The following is a 19,880-nucleotide window of genomic DNA, read 5'->3' on the forward strand; positions in this document are numbered from 1 at the left end:
TTTCAAATGACATGGTTTGTGAGAGAATAGGTACAATTCTTGATTGTTAACGTTTGCCATTATCTATTTAGAGGAGGAAATACCCATGTCAGAAGAACGCAAGCTGTCATTCGAAACCTTAACCGTTCATGCAGGCCAGGAGATTGATCCAACAACTTTAGCCCGTGCTGTACCGTTGTATCAGACCACATCCTACGGATTCCGTGATGCAGAGCATGCTGCCAATCTGTTCGCGCTCAAGGAATTCGGCAATATATACACCCGGCTGATGAACCCGACCACCGATGTGTTTGAACAGCGTCTTGCCGCGCTGGAGGGCGGGGCCGGTGCGCTTGCGACGGCTTCCGGAGCAGCGGCTATTTCCTTCTCTATTCTAAATATCGCCGGCGCAGGGGATGAAATTGTATCCGCCGCCAGCCTGTATGGCGGGACCTATAATCTGTTCTCGACGACGCTGCCCAAGCTGGGAATTAAGGTGCATTTTGTCGATTCGGATAATCCGGAGAACTTCCGGGCAGCGATAACGGACAAAACCAAAGCGCTCTACGCCGAAACCATTGGTAATCCGCAAGGGAATGTGCTTGATATTGAAGCTGTAGCAGCCATCGCCCATGAGCATGGAATTCCGCTGATTGTTGACAATACCTTCCCAAGCCCGTATCTGCTGCGTCCGATTGAACACGGGGCGGATATTGTAGTGCACTCCGCGACCAAATTCATCGGCGGCCACGGCACCTCGATCGGCGGAATTATCGTGGACGGCGGCAAGTTTGACTGGAAGGCCAGCGGCAGATTCCCCGGCCTTACTGAACCCGACCCAAGCTATCATGGGGTAGTCTACACTGAAGCTGTAGGACCTATTGCTTATATCATCAAAGCGCGCGTACAGCTCCTTCGTGATCTGGGCGCGGCGATCTCGCCTTTCAATTCGTGGTTGCTGCTGCAGGGACTTGAAACGCTGCATTTGCGTCTGGAACGCCATAGCCAGAATGCGCTTAAGGTGGCCCAGTATCTGGAGGCACATGATTCTGTCGAGTGGGTAAGCTATTCCGGATTGCAGAGTCACCCTTCGTATGAGTTGGCACAGAAATACCTGCCCAAAGGCCAGGGTGCCATCCTTACCTTTGGGATCAAGGGCGGAGCGGCGGCAGGTGTCAAGCTGATTGAGAATGTGAAGCTGTTCTCCCATCTGGCTAATGTGGGCGATTCCAAGTCGCTGATCATCCATCCGGCAAGCACTACACATCAGCAGCTGTCAGACGAAGAGCAGATTACGGCCGGGGTTACTCCGGAGCTGCTGCGCTTGTCCATCGGTACGGAGTCGATCGACGATATCCTCTACGATCTGGAGCAGGCGATCGCTGCCAGCCAGCAGTCGTAACACGGATAGGCAGAAGCAGCGGATTGTTGCGAGCCAGGCGCCTCTGGCGGGATCTAGCAGGCATATGCCTGGCAGCATTGTATGGTAAAGGAATAAAATTATAGACCACTGTTTTATGCAGAACACTTGCATGAGATGGTGGTTTTTTTAGAAGTGGGGATGGATTGAGTCTGGGGGAGAAGGTGAGAGTGGGAGAAGCGGGAGAAGTGGGGCTTCTATTGCATTTTTTACAGCAGATATCGGCTGGATCACCCGGAAAAAGGCATCTGTTGCAGTTCGTACAGTAGAATCCCTTGAGAATGGCGTTTCTGCGGCATGAGCCGGAAATCCATTGTATGAAATACATTAGAACCAATTTTAGCGCATTAATATTGCGAAATCTGTTGTAGAAAGTGCATTTGCTGAACAAATATCCGACTTCTAAATACCGGATAGTTAATAACTATAGGATACCCATGCTGAAGAGTTCAAGTTGCGCGTATCCCCAAGCTCATCCTTCGCCGCCGTAATCATTTGATACCGTTTGCATATTTCAGGGCCTTTGCCAGTATTTATAGATTGAAGCATCGTAAAATGCCGGGGGCATCGCCTTAAGGGGAGCAGAGCCGGCAGCAATCCAAAGTTAAAAAGGTGGGTGCGATGATGAAAGGTGAACGTCTGCAGGATCAGAATCAAAATAATGAGGAGCGCCCGTTCAAGTATAATCCCGGCGACCGGACTATTGGCATGGAGATGAGCCAGTCTGCATCTGTTGCTTCCGCTGCAGCGGAATTTCTTCCCGACGGGGAGCGGCGTAAGAGTAATGGGAACATGAGCCGGACCTATTTCCGCCGTCCGGGCGAACGCCCAGCTTTTCTGGTGCTGCGCGACGGACTGGGTGACCGGTCCCTTCTTCGGGAGGAGCCCGGCATTTACCCTGCGGGTCCCTGTCTGATCCGCAGCGAGGAATGGTTGCTGGAGCCGGAGCTTGCGGCACTCTATTCGAGCTGGATGTCCTGCGGGGATGAGGGGCAGGCTGAGCGTATCCTGCAGCGGATTTATTATCGGCTGCGGGCTGCCGCTGCCGCGCTTCTGGAGTCGGCGGACGGTGTCTGGGCCGCAGTTGCTCTGCCCTATGCGCCGGAGCTTGCCGCCCGCCCGGCAAGACTGGCCGCGCTGCAGGATGCGCAGCTTGAAGCGCTGTTCGCCGCGGTGGCGGAGAGCCAGCGGCTGGGCGGCGACAGCCGCGTGGACCTGCTGGCGCCGTACCCCGCCAGCGCAGCCGAATTCGCAGCACAGCGCGAATTCATTGAGGGCGTGGCCGAGCAGACCCTCGGCCACGCTTACGCGGCAGCGTGCCGCATCGGGGCGCTCCTGCTCCCCGAGGTGGGGCGCGCTGCCGCGGGGGAAATCGCGCGCATCGCCGATTTCCTGGTGCTGGACGGCGCGGCCGGTGAAGCCGCGCTGAAGGAGAGCGCCGCCGAGGGCTTCGCCAAGGCGGCGGCTGAGGTGTTAGCCGCCGTGCGCCGGGTGAAGCCGGCGGCGGCGGTGCTCGCCGCGGGGGCACCGGCGGCGTACGCGCTGGCCGATCTGTATCAGATCGGCCTGAGCGGGATCTTCTGCAGCGCGGCCCAGCGGACCGAAGCGCTGCTCCGGGCGGCCTGCCTGACGTGGATCGCCCGGCAGGACAATATAGATGCTGCCGCCGGAGGATGGCAGTAGCAGCCGGTTAGACCGGTTGATCCCAATCCATCCATGCTGTCACCTTACTCAAACTGCTGCTAACGCCATAAGCACCGCCACTGTAACGCGCCTATAATCAGGCCTCTGCTGCTTGCGCCTCAATCCCAACGGTGCATCTCACTATATTCATACTGCTTGCCGCCAGCCGACATCAATACAATTACCGCAGACCCTCAGTGCCTAAGCGCATCTACTATAATAATAACCCGATTCCACCAGCCATCCAGGCTGTGTTGGAATCGGGTTTTATTATGCTCACAGATAGAAGGGGATAAAGGTCACTTAGGTAATAAAGGAATCTCGCTTTCCTGAGAATTAAGCTCAAATCAGCTTCTGCTTCAGTCCAAACGATGGCGTGAAATAGTATGTGTAAGGATCGGGGAGTCTAGTAAACGACAAAAAAGTAGGGTATCCTTGGGATTGCGAAGTCACCAAGAAAAAGAAGCCCTACTCAATGACCAGTATACAACAAAACCCGTTCAGTGATCTACTCGAAAATAGTCTCCAACGTTTTCTGAAAGAAAAAATAGACTCATGCTCTGTGAAGAAATCAAAAATCACCTGAGTGTCGAATATCCAGAAGAAGCAAACTCTCGCAACGGATATTACAGCACGGACGTGGGAAACGCATCACGGGCGCATCCCGGATTTACAGGTCCCACGGGATCGGCAAGGCCAGTTTCAGACGGAGCTATTTGTCCTGTACTGAATACAACATTATCCATATTATATGAGCTAAAACTATGGATTGTTGTATGAAATACAGCATTTCTCATCCCCAAAGCCGCTCAGCGAGAGAATTCTTGTATTTCGTACAACAATCCTCTCAAACACCCAGGGATTCATGAATCAAAGTTGCAATTTGTACAACATTTCTCCTTACCGCGCCTGCAACCGTGTCTGTGCCCGCCCCCCGGAGCGCCACCGGTCGAATGATTATGAGCCATTCACAGCCCCCTAACAAACCCACAGCAATTCCTAACCCAGACGCACAGTAGCTCCTCCGGATATCCGGCATGCCTCGTCCCCGGCGGTGATCCATACATCCACTGCCGACGGATTATAGACCATCTCCCGGGAAGCGGAGAAGCGCAGTCCTTGTACAGCGGACAAGTAGTCGGCAATCTCGATATTGGTGGCGTACCAGATCTCTTCATGGCCGCCCATCATGGCGGCGAACTGCTCAAGCTCCTCCCAGTTATCATTGTCGTTGAATTCATAGCTGTGTCCCCATACATATAGCAGTTGCATATGGGAGAACCGGGGCTGCTCCTCCAGGAACTGTTTGCCCAGCGCCAGCATATCGCGGTGATGGCAGGTGGGATGCCAAGCCAGCAGGTTGTCCGGCAGGCTGAAGCTGCCATGGGACTTTACAGTACGTGAATATTCGATCCCCAGCGCCGGCAGAACGCTCAGCACCTGATCACTGTAATCCCCGAACGGATAGGACATGCCCCTTACGGGATAGCCGGCGAGGGCTTCCAGATGTCTGCGGTCTTGTAGAATCTCTTCGGCGATGCCCTCACGCGGGGTCATGGAGAGAAAGGGATGAGTGCTCGTATGTGCTGAAATCTCATGCCCCTCATAGAGGGAAGCCACTTCCTCTTCCGTGATGTAGCCCTCATTGCCGAAGAATCCTGAATTCAAATGGAATGAGCCCTTCAGCCCGTGCCGGTTATGAATCTCCACAAGCCGCCTGTCGTGGATTCTTCCATCATCCCAGCTTAATGTTAGCGCTTTAGTAACACCGCCCGGAAAAAGATCAAACTTGATTTTCATTACCTGTTAGCCTCCCCTGATTTCTCTCTATGTAGATTGAACTGGAAATTTATAATTTGGAATTTGTTACTGAATCCGTGAAGGACTTGGCCTTCGGGACGTTGCCAGTCTGCGGATCTCTTAAAAGTTAAGAATCATATGCTTCGCATAATAAATATTCCTTATCTTTCCCGCGGAAACGGATGCCGTTCTTTAAAAAGACGGCATCCGTTTCTACTTGATCCGCTTCCCCCATTATTAAATCTCTAGGTTCAATCTATAAAGAATTTGGTCGTGAGCATGTGTTCCTCCGAATGACGAATACAGCTCCATTATGAACAATGCCAGAAGTGAAAGCGATTAGCAAGATTCTTGTTAATGGACGGCATTCCGGCGCTTGACTACACTGAGGTTGCGAACAGGGCTAATCAGCCGGCCACAGGCTCTAGGCTCTAGGCAGGACATTAAGAAGGAGGAGCATTATGGAAGCAGTATCACGTACAACACTCGAAAAGCAGATCGCCCGTGTGATTGAGCGGATGAAGGATATGAAAGGCTCCATTCAGGAGACCGCTCCCATCGGCATTATCTCTATGGACAATTGGGAATGGCCGCAGGGAGTGGGGCTCTTCGCCTTATACAGCTATTACCGGGAAACCGCAGATGAAGAGATTCTGCATTATCTGACCGGATGGTTCGACAGCAAGCTTGACGGGGGCATTCCCGTAAAAAACGTCAATACGATGTGCCCGATGCTTACCTTAAGCTATCTGGCGGAGGAGACCGGACGCGCAGATTATCTGAAGCTGTGCCGGGAATGGCTGGATTATGTGCTGAATGACATGCCCCGCACAGAGGAAGCAGGCATTCAGCACGAGGTTACGGGCAGCCCGAATACCGGACAGCTCTGGGACGACACGCTGTATATGACGGTGCTGTTCGTAGCCCGGATGGGGATTGTACTGAAGGAGGAGGAGTGCATACAGGAGAGTATCCGCCAGTTTCTCGTCCATCTCAAATACCTGACCGATCCAGCAACAGGGCTATTCTTCCACGGGTGGACCTTCGAGGGGGGCCATCACTTTGCCCGGGCCTTGTGGGCACGCGGCAACTCCTGGTATACGGCGGGGCTGGTGGATTATCTGGAGATGGTGGAGCTGCCGCCGGGTGTGAGCAGCTTCCTGCTGTCCTCGCTGGAGCGGCAGGTACGCAAGCTGCTTGAGCTGCAGACGCCGGAAGGCGCGTGGCATACCTTGCTGGACGACAGCGGCTCCTATCTGGAGACCTCGGCTACCGCCGCTTTTGCTTACGGCATGCTGAAGGCAGTGCGGCAGGGGCTGCTGGATGAGAGCTGCCGCAAGCCTGCCCTGGCAGCTCTTCACTATGTGCTGGGCCAGATTGATGAAGAAGGGATAGTACAGGGAGTATCGTACGGAACGGGTATGGGAGCTACGCTTCAGGACTACCGCGAGATTCCGGTCTGTCCGATGCCCTACGGGCAATCCATGACGCTACTGCTGCTGGTGGAGGCGATGAAGCATGGTTGATTCCGCCAAGCGCAAGGTCATAGGGTTGCCGGGACTGGACCGGATTGCCTTCCATAACGTTGCTGAACTGGAGGAGGCCGGCGGGTACGGCGTGTATCTGCGCCGTATTCCCCGCAGCGTCAGAGAGCAGCTGAATGAGCGGGGCCGGTTCATCGCCGGGGAAGCGGGCGGCTGTGAGCTTCGTTTCGTTACAGCCGCCCCGAACATCCGGGTAACCCTGTCTTTGCCGGAGGCGGATGGCTGTGTGACCGTATTCAAGGGCGGACTGTTCCATTCCAGGCATGAGCTTCAGGCAGGGACCATCCGCACGCTTCAGTTAAGCGAGCCGCCGCGGCTGGCGATGGCTGACCGCAAGCTGCTGATGGGAACGGGCTTTGCACCGGAGGTGTGGCGCATATGCTTCGGACGGTATGCCTGCGTGGTCTGCGGCATTGAGACCTTCGGCCATCCGCTCCGCCCGCCGGAGGAAGGAGAGACTCCCCGGAAGCGCTGGATTGCTTACGGCTCATCCATTACCAATGGTGAGAACAGCAGCCTGCCGTACATCGGCCAAGCGGCAAGAAGGCTGGCTGCCGATGTGCTGAATCTGGGCATGAGCGGCTCCTGCCAGTGCGAACGGGAGATGAGTGATTTTCTTGCAGAGCAGCAGGACTGGTCTTTCATGACGCTGGAGCTGGGCGTAAATATGCGCGATCATATGCCGGCGGACGAATTCCGTGAGCGGAGCGGCTATCTGCTGGACCGGCTGGTTAGCAGGCATCCGGAGAAGCCGGTGGCGGTTATTACGATTTATCCCAACTTTGCGAATTTCCCGGCCAGCGGGATTGCGGACAAGGATATCCGGTTTAACGGGATTCTGCGCAGTCACGTACAGCGCCTGTCACACCCTAAGCTGAGCCTGATTGAAGGAAGCCGGGTGCTGGATGACCTTAGCGGGTTGTCCTGTGATCTGATTCATCCCGGGGATGACGGACATATCCGGATGGGGGAGAATTTGGCCCGGGAGCTGGGCGGAATCCTGTAACTCCAGGCTGCATAAGGGTTCAGCGGCGATTAACAGGTAAACTGAATATTGCCGTAACCTGCCGAAGCGGCTATGGTGAGGACATGAAACGGCCATTTCAGCTCAACAGCAACATGTTCAGAAGCAAAAACAGGCAAGCGAAAGGAGGCACCGAGATGAAAGCGAATAGAGCAAGCGAAGCGGTGCTGCGGATGGATACTCTGCGGAAGACGGGAAGCAAGCGCTTCTGGCAGACCCGCCGGTTCAAGAACAATCTGCCGCTGTGGGTCATGTTCGTTCCGGTCATCGCGTTCTATATCATTTTCAAATACACGCCCATGCTGGGACTGGTCATTGCCTTCAAAAATTATACCTTCTATGAGGGGGTATGGGGCAGCCAGTGGGTCGGCATGGACAATTTCACCAATCTGTTCACCCAGGCGCAATCGGTGCAGATTATCCGCAATACGCTTGTGCTCAGTATATTGTCAGTGCTGGTCAGCTTTCCGTTTCCGATTGCCCTGGCGATTATGCTGAATGAAGTCCGGAACAAGTTTTTCAAAAAATCAGTCCAGACGCTGGTGTATCTGCCCTATTTCTTCTCCTGGGTCATTGTCGGCGGACTGGTAGTGACGATCTTTGCCCAGACCGGGGTGGCCAATGTGCTGGTCGAGAAGCTGTCCGGCAAGCCGTTTCCGTTCCTCTTCAAAGAGTGGTCCTGGGTATCCATCTTCCTCGGCTCGGGAATCTGGAAGGATGCGGGCTTCAATGCGATTATCTATCTGGCTGCACTGACTTCCATTGACCCCAGCCTCTATGAAGCGGCGAGCATGGACGGAGCGGGCAAATGGAAGCAGATCCGCAACATCACACTGCCCGGGATCAGCCCGACCATTGTCATTATGCTGATTCTCGCCATGGGACGGGTGATGGAGGTAGGCTTCGACCATGTATATGTGCTCCAGAACTCGATTGTATCGGGGATCTCCGAGGTTATAAGTACGTACATCTACGCGATTGGACTACAGGGAGGGCAGTTCAGCCTGACGGCTGCACTGGGAATGTTCGATTCCCTCGTAGCGCTGACCCTGGTGCTGATATCCAACGCCATTGCCCGGCGCTTCAATAAAGGCTTGTGGTAACAGGAGGACACTATGCAAAGTACAAAAGGTGAAAAAGTATTCTACGGCTTCAATTATCTGCTGCTGACGCTCGCAGGCATTCTCTGTCTGCTGCCGCTGCTCCATCTCGCCTCCCTGTCCCTCAGCGGCAAGGACGCGGTGCTCTCCGGTTTTGTCACCCTATGGCCGGTGGAGTTCACACTTAGCTCTTATACCATGCTCTTCGAGGGAACGCCGGTAGTGCGTGCCTTTGGCAACAGTCTCCTGATTACCCTGGTTGGTGTGGCGGCCAGCATGCTGTTCACTATCTTTGCCGCCTATCCCTTGTCCCGCCGTGATTTCTACGGAAGACGCACGCTGACCCTGGCGATTGTGTTCACGATGCTGTTTACGGGCGGCCTGATCCCGACCTATCTCGTGGTCAGCAGTCTCGGACTGGTCGATTCTTACGCGGCACTTTGGCTGCCGGCTCTGGTAAGCACTTATAATATGATGATCATGCGTTCCTTTTTCGAGAACATTCCGGAGGAGCTGGTGGAAGCGGCCAGAATTGACGGCTCCGGTGAATGGCGGCTGCTGGCGGGGATTATTCTTCCGCTGTCCCTGCCTGTGCTGGCGACGATCGGACTCTTTTACGGCGTGTATTACTGGAACTCGTTCTTCAACGTAATGATCTACATGAACAGTCCGGAGAAAATCAATCTGACGGTTCTGATCCAGCAGATGGTGAAGAGCCAGGCCGTCCTGCAGGAGCTGAATACCATGAACTCGCAGGAGGTCGTCAATATTACACCGGAGGGCATCAAGGCCGCCGGGATTATGGTTATGGTCATTCCGATGCTGATTGTGTATCCGCTGTTGCAGCGGTATTTTGTCAAAGGCGTAACCATCGGTGCCATCAAAGGCTGATCATCGCTGCTCATATCCGTAAGTACAAGAACATCATTATAGGAGGGTCACATCCATATGTCCAAACCCATTTGGCTTAGAAAAACAACTGCTGCCGGTGCAGCATCCCTGATGCTCGCTATCGCTGTCACAGGCTGCGGCGGCAATAATGCTGCTTCCCAGGGCGAAGACTCGAACAAGGAAGGAACACCTGAGAAACGCGGGTCGATCACCGTCTCTTTGTATGACCGCGGCACGGTACCTGCAGAAGAGGGGACGATGAGCGACAACCGCTGGACAAAATGGGTCAATGAGAACGGGCCGGTTAATGTGAAATACGTTACGGTGCCGCGTTTCGAATCCCTGCAGAAGTTCAATGTGCTGTTCGCATCGAAGTCGGCCCCCGACCTGATCTTTGAATTTGATACCGCTTACCAGGGACAGCTCTACAACCAGAAGCAGCTCCTTCCGCTGGATGACCTGATTGCGGGTAGCAGTACGGAATATAAGGCGATGCTGGAGAAGTATCCGGCGCTCCGCAAGGCAGGCACGATGGCGGACGGCAAGCTGTACACGGTGGGACGTCCGATCCAGTTCGGTCCGCAGCATTACCTGTTTATCCGCAATGACTGGCTGAAAAAGCTGGACCTGCAGGTTCCCACTACCCCGGAGGAGCTGCTGAAGGTGGCGAAAGCGTTCACTGAACAGGACCCGGACGGCAACGGCAAAGCGGATACGCAGGGGACCGGGCTCAGCTTCGTAGCCGGAATTATTCTGAACAACATGTTCGGCACCGGGTTTACGCTGTTCGGCGAGGATCAATACCCTTGGGTACTGGAGAATGACAAGGTTGTGCATGACTGGGACCGGATCAAGGCGGCGATCTCCTTCCAGAAGGAGCTGTATGCGGCGGGTGTGGCGGATAAGGATTTCGTCACCGACAAGAACGGCGAGAAGCAGAAGCAGGACTGGATCTCCGGCAAGCTGGGGATATACGGGGGCAACGGGGCCGATGTCAGTACGTATGAGACGCTGAAAAAGAATGTCCCTGAAGCCGAGGTCATTCCGATTGCCCTGCCGACAACGGAATTCGGGCAGTTCAGCCCGACGCTGACCACTCCGATTCAGATGACCGGCATGGTGAATGCCGCGGCCAAAGATCCGGAATCCGTCATGAAGATGATTGATTTCATGGTTACAAGTGAATACACCACTACGATTCAGAACGGTATCGAGGGCGTGCATTACAACAAGACAGCCGACGGCCGCGCTGAGGTGATCGATCCGGAGAAGAACAAAAAGGAGCTGGAGTACAACCGCGATATGGGCATGCTCACTCCGCTGATCGGCAAGAATTATGGGCTGAAGAACAAGGTGAACCCTACAACGGCTGAGCAGGATTTCATCGCAATCTATGAAATGGCCGAGAAGCTGTACATGAACCCGGACCGTCCGATCGTCGGTATTACGCAAAAGGCCTTCCTGCCGCTGCTGCCGCAGGATCTGACCCAGATCAACACCAATGCGAATAAAACAATCCTCGACCGGGCCATGCAGGCCATCGTCAGCTCCGATCCGGCTTCGGTGGACCAGTTCATTGAGGAAGCCAAGGGAGTCTGGGAGAAGGCCGGCGGAACCAAGGTCGATGAGTTCTATGCAACCTGGTATCAGGATAATAAAGCGGATGCCATCATGCTGAAGGATATTTATGAGATGGGCAAGCAGCTAAGCGCGGCTGAATAAATGTGAATTCCAGCATAGGGGGCGGACGGAGTTGAATAATCAGGTCAGAGAGATTCTGGAGCAGAGCTATGCGGCTGCCTCGGAGGATATTGTGGTCGAGGAGGGGCTGGTCCGCTACGACTGGCCGGGTCATACCCGGCAGGTCTCCAAGCTGCCGTACTGCCACGAAGCCCGGTTCTCGGCTGGGTATTATGCTTACGGCACATTGCTGGGTCGGCTGGATGAACAGGCCGGACTGGAGATGCTTGAAGCGATTGCCGGGCTGCAGTTTACAGACCCGGAGCATCCGGATTACGGAGGGTTCCTCTGGTACCGGGAGGAGAGCATGATTCAGGATTCCAATGCGGCGTTTTTTATCCTCATGCCGCTTGTCGTTGTACGTCTCTGTGATCCCGGTGTATTCCCGGACAGTCACCTGGAGGTGATCCAGCGGATGTTCAGCCATGCGGCGGCCTGGTTCTCTCAGGAATGCCGGACGCCGGAGCTGTTCTACCCGAACAAGACGATGAGCGACGGCGCCATGCTGCTGGCCATCGCACACTTCCTAGGTGAGCCTGAGTCTCTGCAGACCGCAATCGCTTACTTCCGCAGATGGGAAGAATATACGGTCCGCCGGGGCTGGGGCTGGGGGGAGAACATCAGCCTGGTCTATCAAGGGGTGATGATGAATGCGCTGAGGATTGCCGGTTCTGTTCTGCAGGAGCATGACCGGGAGCTCGCCGGACGGCTGTCAGAGCGGATGGAGGCACTGAAGAACATTCTTGTCTTCCATGACGGCGGGGAACTGGTTCCGTCCATCCGCAGCTACAACTTCCGGGGAGAGACGAAGCGGCAGAGCCTGCTGTGGCCGATTGCCGGTGTGACGGGGCTGGGCCGTCTGGTAGAAGAGAAGTTTTCACTCAATGATGTGGCAACGCTGCTCCTGTTCGAAGATGATTTCCTTCAGGGAGTAGACTCTCCGTCTGCGCAGCCTGTGCCCAGGGTTCTTGAGGAGCGGATCTTCGATGCTGCCCGTTCCTATACCTGGATCGGACAGCATACCCGTCTGGGCAGCATCAACCGCTTCCCGGTCATGTCCGGAAGCTACCAGCATCCCACCTGGGGGCTGGGCTGGCAGAGCTTCCCGGTCAGCTTCAGCGTGAAGGATCAGCAGGTGTCCTATCTGCGCTGGTATGTGGATGATTCCGCATCGGTGCGGACACATCCGGCGGAGGATTACCGCACGGCCTATCTGATGCCTGCGCTGTTTGCGGAACCGCTGTACCCGGAGGTGGAGACACGTTCGGCCCAGCAGGGCAATGCCCTGCTGGTGGTCCGCAGCATGACCCGGCTGCATAACCGGGCAGCCGAGATTGCGGATGAATGGGTCATCCACCGCTATGACGGAGAAATAGCGCGTGTAATGAATACAGCCGGGGACAAGGAATGGCTGGTGCTGCATTATCCGGGCTGTGCGGTGGCGATCACAGCGCTGAGGGGTATTTGTGCCGGGGCGGAGGCGCGCGCCGGGCTGCCTGTTACGGTGGTGCGGGAGGAAGGGAGGATCAGGCTCCGCCAGGTCCTCTACTCCGGGGACAGCACCCTTCTGGCGCAGCCCCGCCTGGAAGCGGGCTGGGCGGTGGTATGTCTGGACGAAGCAGCGGAAGCTGGTGATGTCCGCAGGCTGCTGGATACGGTGCGGATCGATGACTTCGAGACGGATGACCGTGAGGTGCCGCGGGAGCCTTGGGCCCGGGCGCGGGACATTGTGCTGGCGGCGGGCAATCAGCCGCCGGTTCAGCTCAGCGTTGATCCTTACGCACCGTAACAACGCAGTTCAAGCCGATTAATGTAATGACTGACGTATGCTTACTCTTAATTGCACTTTGTACAACTAAATCGTCTGATGTATCACCGAATATCTGTTTAGTTGTATTTCATACAATTAAACTGCCATTTGCACCTTGGCTTCACCCATTCGGGCAGATTTAGTTGTACAGACTACAGCTATAAGAGGGCAAGCCTTCCTTTTGACTGTTTTTAATTGCACATTATACAACTATCATTGATATCACTGAATGTTGACTTCAAATTAAACTTCATAAATTGCTGCATGGTTGAATGAATTCACTTCTGTAGCTCTAATGTTGTACTAAACCGCTATACTTGCTTCCATACGGAAAGGTGGCTATTATGAGAAAATCAAGTCCAAAATCATATTTTGTATACGCTATCATTATGATTCTGCTGATGGGCCTGCTCCCGGCAGACCTTGGTTCTGTGGCCCGGGCGGATAGTAATTATAAGCTGGAGGAGACCTTTGAATCTTATAGTCCCGGTGCGAAGCCGGCCGGCTGGTCGATCAAGACGCCGCCGCAGGGGGTGAGCGTGGCTGTGCAGGCCTGGGAAGGCTATGCCGGCAAGCTGCTGGAGCTTCATCAGGCAGCCAAAACGGCAAGCAGCTACAATATAAGCAGATCCGTTACGGATGTTACGTACAGAAGCATGTTAAGTTATTCGTTCCGAGCAGAGCAGACGGGAGCGGTGATCTACCTGCCTACCCCGCAGCGCGGTTCTGTTCCGCTCGTGAAATTCGCAATTAACAATGGCGCATTCAGCTATATGAAGAAAGGTGCCGGATCATGGACCTCAGTGCTGCCAATTTCGGCCGGCGTATGGTATGATGTGCGCCTGGCGCTCGACGGCGGCAGCCACAGCTTCGATCTGTCCATTGACGGCAGCCGTCTACTAACGAATGAGCCGATGGCCGAGGGAGGAGCATTAACCTCCTTCTATATGGGATTTTACAAGGACAGCATCGGCAAGATAGGCTTTGACAATTTTCTTGTAAGCGGATACAAGCAGGCGATAAGTGCAGCCTTCTCCCAGGCGGCTTACGAGCTGCGCAGAGGCGCCAAGCTGCCATTGCCGCTCCAGTTCACACCTGCGGATGCTACGGATCAGAGCGCTGTCTGGTCTACCGGCAATGCAGAGGTGGCAGCGGTGGATGGCAACGGTATTGTGACAGGCATCCGTCAGGGAGTCACTACGGTGACGGCACAGCCGAATGAGGGGCTTCCGGCGGTAACGGCTACGGTAGCTGTGTATGAAGATCCGATCACGGCCATCATGCTGGCTCCGCTGGAGCGGACGGTGCCCGCAGGCTCCCGTGTGCTGTTACATGCCTCGGTAACCCCACAGGACAATACCGATACAGGCATCCGGTGGGGAACGGAGGACGGGAGTATTGCTGCGGTGGACCGCTACGGAGAGCTGACGGGGGTAAGCGCCGGAACAACTACCGTGTTCGTCACGGATGAGACGGGCAGCGTGCGCGCTGAGACTTCCGTTATTGTGACTGGACGTACAACCGGCCAAGAGCTGTATGTCGCCCCTGGCGGGGACGACAGCAATAACGGCACGGAAGCTGCTCCCTTCCGGACGGTTGCCCGGGCACAGGAAGCGGTCCGCCTGCTGAATGAGGATATGGACTCTGACATCATCGTCAATCTGCGGGAAGGGACCTATACTCTGTCAGAGCCGCTGGAATTCACACCGGAGGATTCAGGGACGAACGGGTATTTTGTCACTTACCGCAGCTATCCCGGAGAGCAGGCGGCCATCAGCGGCGGACGGACTATTACGGGCTGGACAATGTTTGACAGCGCCAAGGGCATCTACCGGGCGAATGCCGGAACCGGCCTTACGACACGCCAGCTGTTCGTGGATGGCATCCGGGCGGTCCGGGCACGGAGCGCAGCGGGACTGGTGAATCCGCTCAGGACAGCAACAGGCTATACCTCCGATAATACGGAACTGGCCGGATGGGGCAATACTAGCGATATGGAAATGGTATTCAATGAGCTGTGGACGAATTCCCGGATCAAGGTGGAGTCTATAGCTTCATCCGGCGGCAAAGCACAGATCGGCCTCCAGGAGCCAGGCCGGAGCGCAGTCTTCAACCGGGGATTAACTTCGGCAACGGTACCCGTGTACTACGAGAATGCGTTTGAGCTGCTGGATGAGCCTGGAGAATGGTACTACAACCGGGTAGAAGGCATGCTGTACTACAAGCCTCGCGCCTGGGAGGATCTGTCGACAGCTGACGTTGTAGTTCCGGTGCTGGAGCAGCTTGCTACCGTCTACGGGATATCGGCTGATGAACCGGTGCGCAATCTGAATTTTGAAGGCCTGAAATTTATGTACACCACCTGGAACCACCCGAGTACGGCAGCGGGACATTCCGATTCACAGAATAACCATCTGCGTTATCCGTCCATCCCCGATGAGCTGACCGATGCGGCGGTGATGCTGGAGCTGGCCAATACTGTAAATTTCCGCAACAATGAGTTCACCAAGCTCGGCATTACGGCGGTGCGGATGCAGAACGGTGTTCAGAACAGCTTAATTGAAGGCAACCGCTTCTATGATATCTCAGGCAGCGCGCTCAACGTGGGCCAGCCGGATTCCTCGGACCGCATGATCTACCACCCGGCTGACCACAGGCTGCTGATGAAGAATAATGATGTGCTGAACAATGTGATTCATGACATCGGCATCGACTACAAATCTGCTTCCGCTGTATCTGCGGGGTATCCGGTAGATATGGACATCAGCCATAATGAAATGTACAATCTGCCCTACAGCGGAACACATATCGGCTATGGCTGGGATAAGCTGTTCGATGCCGCTACCCGGAACGTGAAGATTCAGAATAATCTGATCTATGATCTCATGGGAATGGGCTTGCGTGACGGAGGAGCCATCTACAGTCTTGGACCTACCGGGGCCACAGCGGGTGAGAAAAATCTGGTCACCGGCAACTACATCCGCAACCAGATGGACGGCAACTCCGCCTTATACACGGATGAAGGCTCCGCCTACTGGAAATTTGAGCATAATGTGATCGACCTGAAGGATACGCCGCTGTGGCATTCACCGCTCCGCTGGGCGATGGCCTATGTGCCGACGATCCATGATGTGGATTTCGTGAACAACTATACAACCACGGACGGGTATACCAACAACGGCCGCAAGGTTCTGTTTGAGAACAATACGGTCCAGCCGGATGCAGAGTGGCCTCAGGCGGCAATGACGATCATTGACCAGGCCGGGCTGGAGCCGGAATATGCCTGGGCAGCAGAAGGGCAGGTCAGCCGCTGGAAGCTGGATCCGCTGAAGCTGGCTATTGGAGGGGGCGAACTTGCACCCATTCAAGCGCTGGACGGCAAAGACAGACCGCTGGGCAAGGCAACCAGCCGCTTCTATTACAATATCCTTGATCCTGCCGTGGCCTCCGTTAATGCAGCGGGCGAGGTGACCGGACTCAGCCAGGGGCAGACGAAGCTTATCGTAAGCATCCTTAACGGCTCCATCCTGCGGACAATTACCACGGATATATTCGTAGGAGACACCTTAGCCGCGGTCCGCCTGGAAGGGCATGACGGCAATGTGGCGTATGTTCATGAAGGCGCGGACATGCAGCTGCAGCCTTACGGCGAGACGCTGTTCGGCAACCGTGAGGAGCTGGAGGAGGTCACTTATACAAGCAGCGATCCTTCTATCGTCAGTGTCAGCGGAAACGGCCTGTTAACGGCGCATCAGACCGGATCGGCAACCCTGACGCTTTCGGCCGGTTATCTTGGCACCGTGACGCAGGGACAATATGAGGTTAAGGTATGGAATGAGACCAGCACCTACGATCATACCCTGCAGACCGAGGTGCAGGACCCGGAGGGCTGGTATGTATCGGCCACCGCCAACGGGCTGAAGGAGACCGGAGCAAGCAAACTTACTCTGCGGGCTCCCGGAGGCCATGTCATTTACCAGAACCGCAAATACCAGAATGAGCTGCTGGATTTCAATATGAAGATCAATGACAGCGCGGTCTCGTCCAATTGGTATGCCCTGATGCTGAATAATCAGAGCAAGGAACTGAGCTATAGTACCGGTAGTATGTACCTGGTGGTTATAGGGGCATCGGGTATTGAGCTGCACCGCTTCAACGAAGGGGTGCGGACCGTGATCTACGGCAAGATTGACGGCCTGACCAGTCTGGGCGGGCCGGCTATCCCGAATATAGCGATAACCTTCGGGGAGCAGAGCCGCGTTCAGCTTGGCGCTTTTCAAGAATCCGGGGGTGTGCGCCTGATCCTGAAGGCTGACGGAGTACAGGTATTTAGTTATCTGGATACCGCAGCAGGGGCGATTGGAGAAGCGGGGTACTTCGGGCTGATCTCCCGCAATGCAAGCACGGAACTGGGTTACTGACAGACTACAATTATGAATCCGGCCCCGTAGCCAATATCACTTAAGCGATAGCCCACATCTGGACTTACAGGGGATGACACCGATGCATAAGAAATGGCTGTACCGACTGATTCTTTCCTACCTGCCGATCCTGTTTGCCGTGGTATTTTGCTTGATTATCCTGTTTTTCCTGACCCTAAATGAAGCGATGGAGAGGCAGACGGCCAAGGCAAACGGTGTATACGCAGAAAATGTACTGCAGATCGTGGACACCACTCTCCGCAACCTGGAGACTACAACGATCAAAAGCCTGCTGCTGGATGATCAGGTGAGCAGTTATTTTGACCGCCCGGGGCAGCTTGATCCTTATCATGATTACGGGGTAACGGAGGTGCTGCTGGATTTCATGTCGCCGCTGCCGATGATCGATTCGGTCTATTTATACCGTGCGGCCGACGGCAAAGTGCTGATGCAGCATTTCTCGTCCAGTCTGCCGGATTTCGGGGACCGCAGCTTTATTGAGACAGCGATGAGGGGGGCAGGCAGCTATGCCTGGAGCGGAATCCGTGACCTGCAGCTTTTCTCCGGCGAGGATCAGCCGAAATCAGTCATTTCGCTGGTGGAGCAGGTGCCTTATTTCTCCGGTGAGCAGGGATTGATTGTCATTAACGTGCGGAAGCAGTCTCTGCAGGCGCTGATTCAGGATATGAACATGGCGAATACGGAGATCTGCCTGAAGGACGCCGGTGGGCGCGCTTTTGCAGGGGCTGATACCTGCTCAGACCCACAGGCTCAGGATCAGGCGGTAAACCGCATGTCTTCCTATACAGGCTGGACAATTAAGGTTGGATTGGCGCGTGCAGAAGCCTTCTCGCTGCTGTCAGCCTTCTCTAATGTCTGGGCGATTCTGGGCTTTGCGGCGATCTTCGGCGGGATTGCGGCCATGACGTATATCAGCCATCGGAATTACCGTCCGATTGAACAGGTGATGAGCCGGATTTACACGTTCGGTGCGGACCGTTCCTCCGGCTGGAAGCCGCAGAGCAAGGGGGATGATGAATTTTCCTTCATCGGCCATGCGCTGGAGAGTCTGATTGAGCAGACGAACAGCTATGAGAAGCAGCAGGCGGAGGGAATCCTGCACAGGCGGAATCAGTTGTTCAAAGAGCTGCTGGAGCACAGCGGCCAGGTGTCGGCAGAAATATGGAGCCGAGAATCGGAGCGGATTGGAATGAAAGGTGAATTTGCCGGCGCGGTTGTGGGAATTGCTGAGATTGATTTCTATGAGGCCTTTGCTGCAGACTACTCTGCTCGTGATCAGGCGTTGTTCAAATTCACCCTCCGCAGTGTGATTCAGGAGATCGCCGAGAAAGAAGGGGAACCGCTCTGGACAGAGTGGATTGGACCGGGGCGTCTCGGGCTGCTCTTCCGCCGTTCCGCCGCCGGAGCAACGGCTGATGGTGCCGAGAAGCCGCTGATGATTGCAGAGAGTGCCCGCTCCTGGGTGAAGCAGCATCTCAAATTCACGGCAACCTTTGGCATCAGCGGGCCGGCGGCCGGTCTCAGCGGCTTATCGGATGCTTACCGCAAGGCCGCAGGTGCGCTGGAACGCAAACTCACTGGCGGTCCCGACCGCGTCTATGCTGCACCGGCAGAAGGCAGTCTCCCGCCCCAGGCGGAAGGAATGGATGTGCTGGTGCAGTCTATCAGTGTCGTTCCCCAGCTGTACCGGCTGGGGAACGACGAGTGGAGGCCGCTGATGGAGCGGATCTTCGGGCTGCTGGCAGGCGGCAATTACTCCAAGGAGGACATTGTCCGCCTGCTGCAGCTGCTGGAGGCTGGCCTCTCCAGGGAGATGCAGGAGCTGCCGCCAGAGATGAAGGGGATATGGAATAACGGGCGGCTGCGCGGAATTCCGCAATCTCCGGAATCCTTCGAATGGATAGAGGAGCTACGCGGGGAGCTCCTGGCTTCACTGGAGGAGATAGAGGAGGCGCTCCGCGGCCTGCGGATGAACCGGGAGCAGTATACGCTGGCCAACAAGGTGCGTGAGTATATTGCCCTGCATTACGCCGATCCCGATTTCTCCCTGACCCATGCCGCTGACAGCTTCGCGATGAATACCAAAGCGCTGAGCCGGATATTCAAGGAAGAAATCGGCGAGAATTTCGTCGATTATCTGGCCCGGCTGCGGATGGACGAGGCCAAACGCCTGCTGACAGAGACCTCCGAGCCAGTCCAGAATATCGCCGAGCGGGTGGGGTATTTGTATCCGATGTCCTTCATCCGCGTCTTCAAGAAGCTGGAGGGCGTAACCCCGGGAGAATACCGCAAGGAGCGGAGCGGCCCTCCGCATGGCGAGCGGCAGGGTTAGGCCCGGACCCGGGCCCGGGCGGCTCTTGCCGGGGGATCAAGGGCGGATAAGATGTATATTTCACAGGCCAATGGGCGGGCATATAGCTTTAAAAGGCGGCAGGGGAGTTTCCCCT

At 55.4% G+C, this 19,880-nt stretch carries 11 protein-coding genes and 1 pseudogene; 11 read left to right on the plus strand and 1 reads right to left on the minus strand.

All coding sequences use genetic code 11. The features are described from left to right. Positions 1 to 85: 85 nt before the first annotated feature. The 3 genes and pseudogenes from MKZ24_RS08990 to MKZ24_RS33075 all read left to right on the plus strand — a co-directional run. Positions 86 to 1,381, plus strand: coding sequence for a homocysteine synthase (locus MKZ24_RS08990; protein ID WP_340782234.1), 1,296 nt, complete (start codon positions 86 to 88; stop codon positions 1,379 to 1,381). Between the two features lie 639 nt (positions 1,382 to 2,020). Beyond that, positions 2,021 to 3,082 carry a hypothetical protein gene (locus MKZ24_RS08995; RefSeq protein ID WP_156123395.1) on the plus strand — a complete coding sequence of 354 codons (1,062 nt, stop codon included), beginning with the start codon at positions 2,021 to 2,023 and terminating at the stop codon, positions 3,080 to 3,082. A gap of 475 nt (positions 3,083 to 3,557) precedes the next feature. Further along, a pseudogene (locus MKZ24_RS33075) lies at positions 3,558 to 3,809 on the plus strand (transposase); the annotation flags it as partial. Positions 3,810 to 4,081: 272 nt separating this feature from the next. On the opposite strand, the gene MKZ24_RS09000 reads toward MKZ24_RS33075, so the two are convergent. Next, positions 4,082 to 4,882, minus strand: a complete 801-nt coding sequence (locus MKZ24_RS09000) for a polysaccharide deacetylase family protein (RefSeq protein WP_042239773.1) — start codon at positions 4,880 to 4,882, stop codon at positions 4,082 to 4,084. A 461-nt stretch (positions 4,883 to 5,343) separates the two neighbouring features. Here MKZ24_RS09000 and bglB point away from each other — a divergent pair, with 461 nt between their 5' ends. From bglB to MKZ24_RS09040, 8 genes are all read left to right on the plus strand, one after another. Beyond that, positions 5,344 to 6,408: a beta-galactosidase BglB gene (bglB, locus tag MKZ24_RS09005; RefSeq protein ID WP_042239771.1), complete on the plus strand. Its 1,065-nt coding sequence runs from the start codon at positions 5,344 to 5,346 to the stop codon at positions 6,406 to 6,408. Then, the gene (locus MKZ24_RS09010; RefSeq protein WP_042239770.1) at positions 6,401 to 7,432 is read left to right on the plus strand and encodes an SGNH/GDSL hydrolase family protein; all 1,032 of its coding nucleotides are present in this window, start codon (positions 6,401 to 6,403) and stop codon (positions 7,430 to 7,432) included. Before bglB ends, MKZ24_RS09010 begins: the two co-directional genes overlap by 8 nt. Before the next feature lie 191 nt (positions 7,433 to 7,623). Beyond that, positions 7,624 to 8,553, plus strand: a complete 930-nt coding sequence (locus MKZ24_RS09015) for an ABC transporter permease (RefSeq protein ID WP_042243556.1) — start codon at positions 7,624 to 7,626, stop codon at positions 8,551 to 8,553. Between the two features lie 12 nt (positions 8,554 to 8,565). Then, positions 8,566 to 9,441 (plus strand): carbohydrate ABC transporter permease, encoded by an 876-nt coding sequence (locus MKZ24_RS09020; protein WP_042239768.1) that lies wholly within the window; start codon positions 8,566 to 8,568, stop codon positions 9,439 to 9,441. A 57-nt stretch (positions 9,442 to 9,498) separates the two neighbouring features. Then, positions 9,499 to 11,163 (plus strand): extracellular solute-binding protein, encoded by a 1,665-nt coding sequence (locus MKZ24_RS09025; RefSeq protein ID WP_340782242.1) that lies wholly within the window; start codon positions 9,499 to 9,501, stop codon positions 11,161 to 11,163. Positions 11,164 to 11,194: 31 nt separating this feature from the next. After that, a complete protein-coding gene (locus MKZ24_RS09030; RefSeq protein ID WP_340782244.1) occupies positions 11,195 to 12,970 on the plus strand; it encodes a hypothetical protein in 1,776 nt (591 codons plus the stop codon). A gap of 365 nt (positions 12,971 to 13,335) precedes the next feature. Beyond that, positions 13,336 to 17,412, plus strand: coding sequence for an Ig-like domain-containing protein (locus MKZ24_RS09035; protein ID WP_340782247.1), 4,077 nt, complete (start codon positions 13,336 to 13,338; stop codon positions 17,410 to 17,412). 82 nt (positions 17,413 to 17,494) lie between these two features. After that, complete coding sequence (locus MKZ24_RS09040; RefSeq protein ID WP_340782249.1) at positions 17,495 to 19,765, plus strand: helix-turn-helix domain-containing protein; 2,271 nt, start codon at positions 17,495 to 17,497, stop codon at positions 19,763 to 19,765. The last annotated feature ends 115 nt before the right edge of the window (positions 19,766 to 19,880 follow it).

The organism is Paenibacillus sp. FSL R7-0297 (assembly GCF_038009025.1).
Classification (GTDB): domain Bacteria; phylum Bacillota; class Bacilli; order Paenibacillales; family Paenibacillaceae; genus Paenibacillus_AQ.

Excerpts from the sequence above, each read along its gene's own strand:
- MKZ24_RS08990 (WP_340782234.1), top strand. The coding sequence starts at position 86 with ATGTCAGAAGAACGCAAGCTGTCATTCGAAACCTTAACCGTTCATGCA.
- MKZ24_RS08995 (WP_156123395.1), top strand. The coding sequence starts at position 2,021 with ATGATGAAAGGTGAACGTCTGCAGGATCAGAATCAAAATAATGAGGAG.
- MKZ24_RS09000 (WP_042239773.1), bottom strand. The coding sequence starts at position 4,882 with ATGAAAATCAAGTTTGATCTTTTTCCGGGCGGTGTTACTAAAGCGCTA.
- bglB (WP_042239771.1), top strand. The coding sequence starts at position 5,344 with ATGGAAGCAGTATCACGTACAACACTCGAAAAGCAGATCGCCCGTGTG.
- MKZ24_RS09010 (WP_042239770.1), top strand. The coding sequence starts at position 6,401 with ATGGTTGATTCCGCCAAGCGCAAGGTCATAGGGTTGCCGGGACTGGAC.
- MKZ24_RS09015 (WP_042243556.1), top strand. The coding sequence starts at position 7,624 with ATGGATACTCTGCGGAAGACGGGAAGCAAGCGCTTCTGGCAGACCCGC.
- MKZ24_RS09020 (WP_042239768.1), top strand. The coding sequence starts at position 8,566 with ATGCAAAGTACAAAAGGTGAAAAAGTATTCTACGGCTTCAATTATCTG.
- MKZ24_RS09025 (WP_340782242.1), top strand. The coding sequence starts at position 9,499 with ATGTCCAAACCCATTTGGCTTAGAAAAACAACTGCTGCCGGTGCAGCA.
- MKZ24_RS09035 (WP_340782247.1), top strand. The coding sequence starts at position 13,336 with ATGAGAAAATCAAGTCCAAAATCATATTTTGTATACGCTATCATTATG.
- MKZ24_RS09040 (WP_340782249.1), top strand. The coding sequence starts at position 17,495 with ATGCATAAGAAATGGCTGTACCGACTGATTCTTTCCTACCTGCCGATC.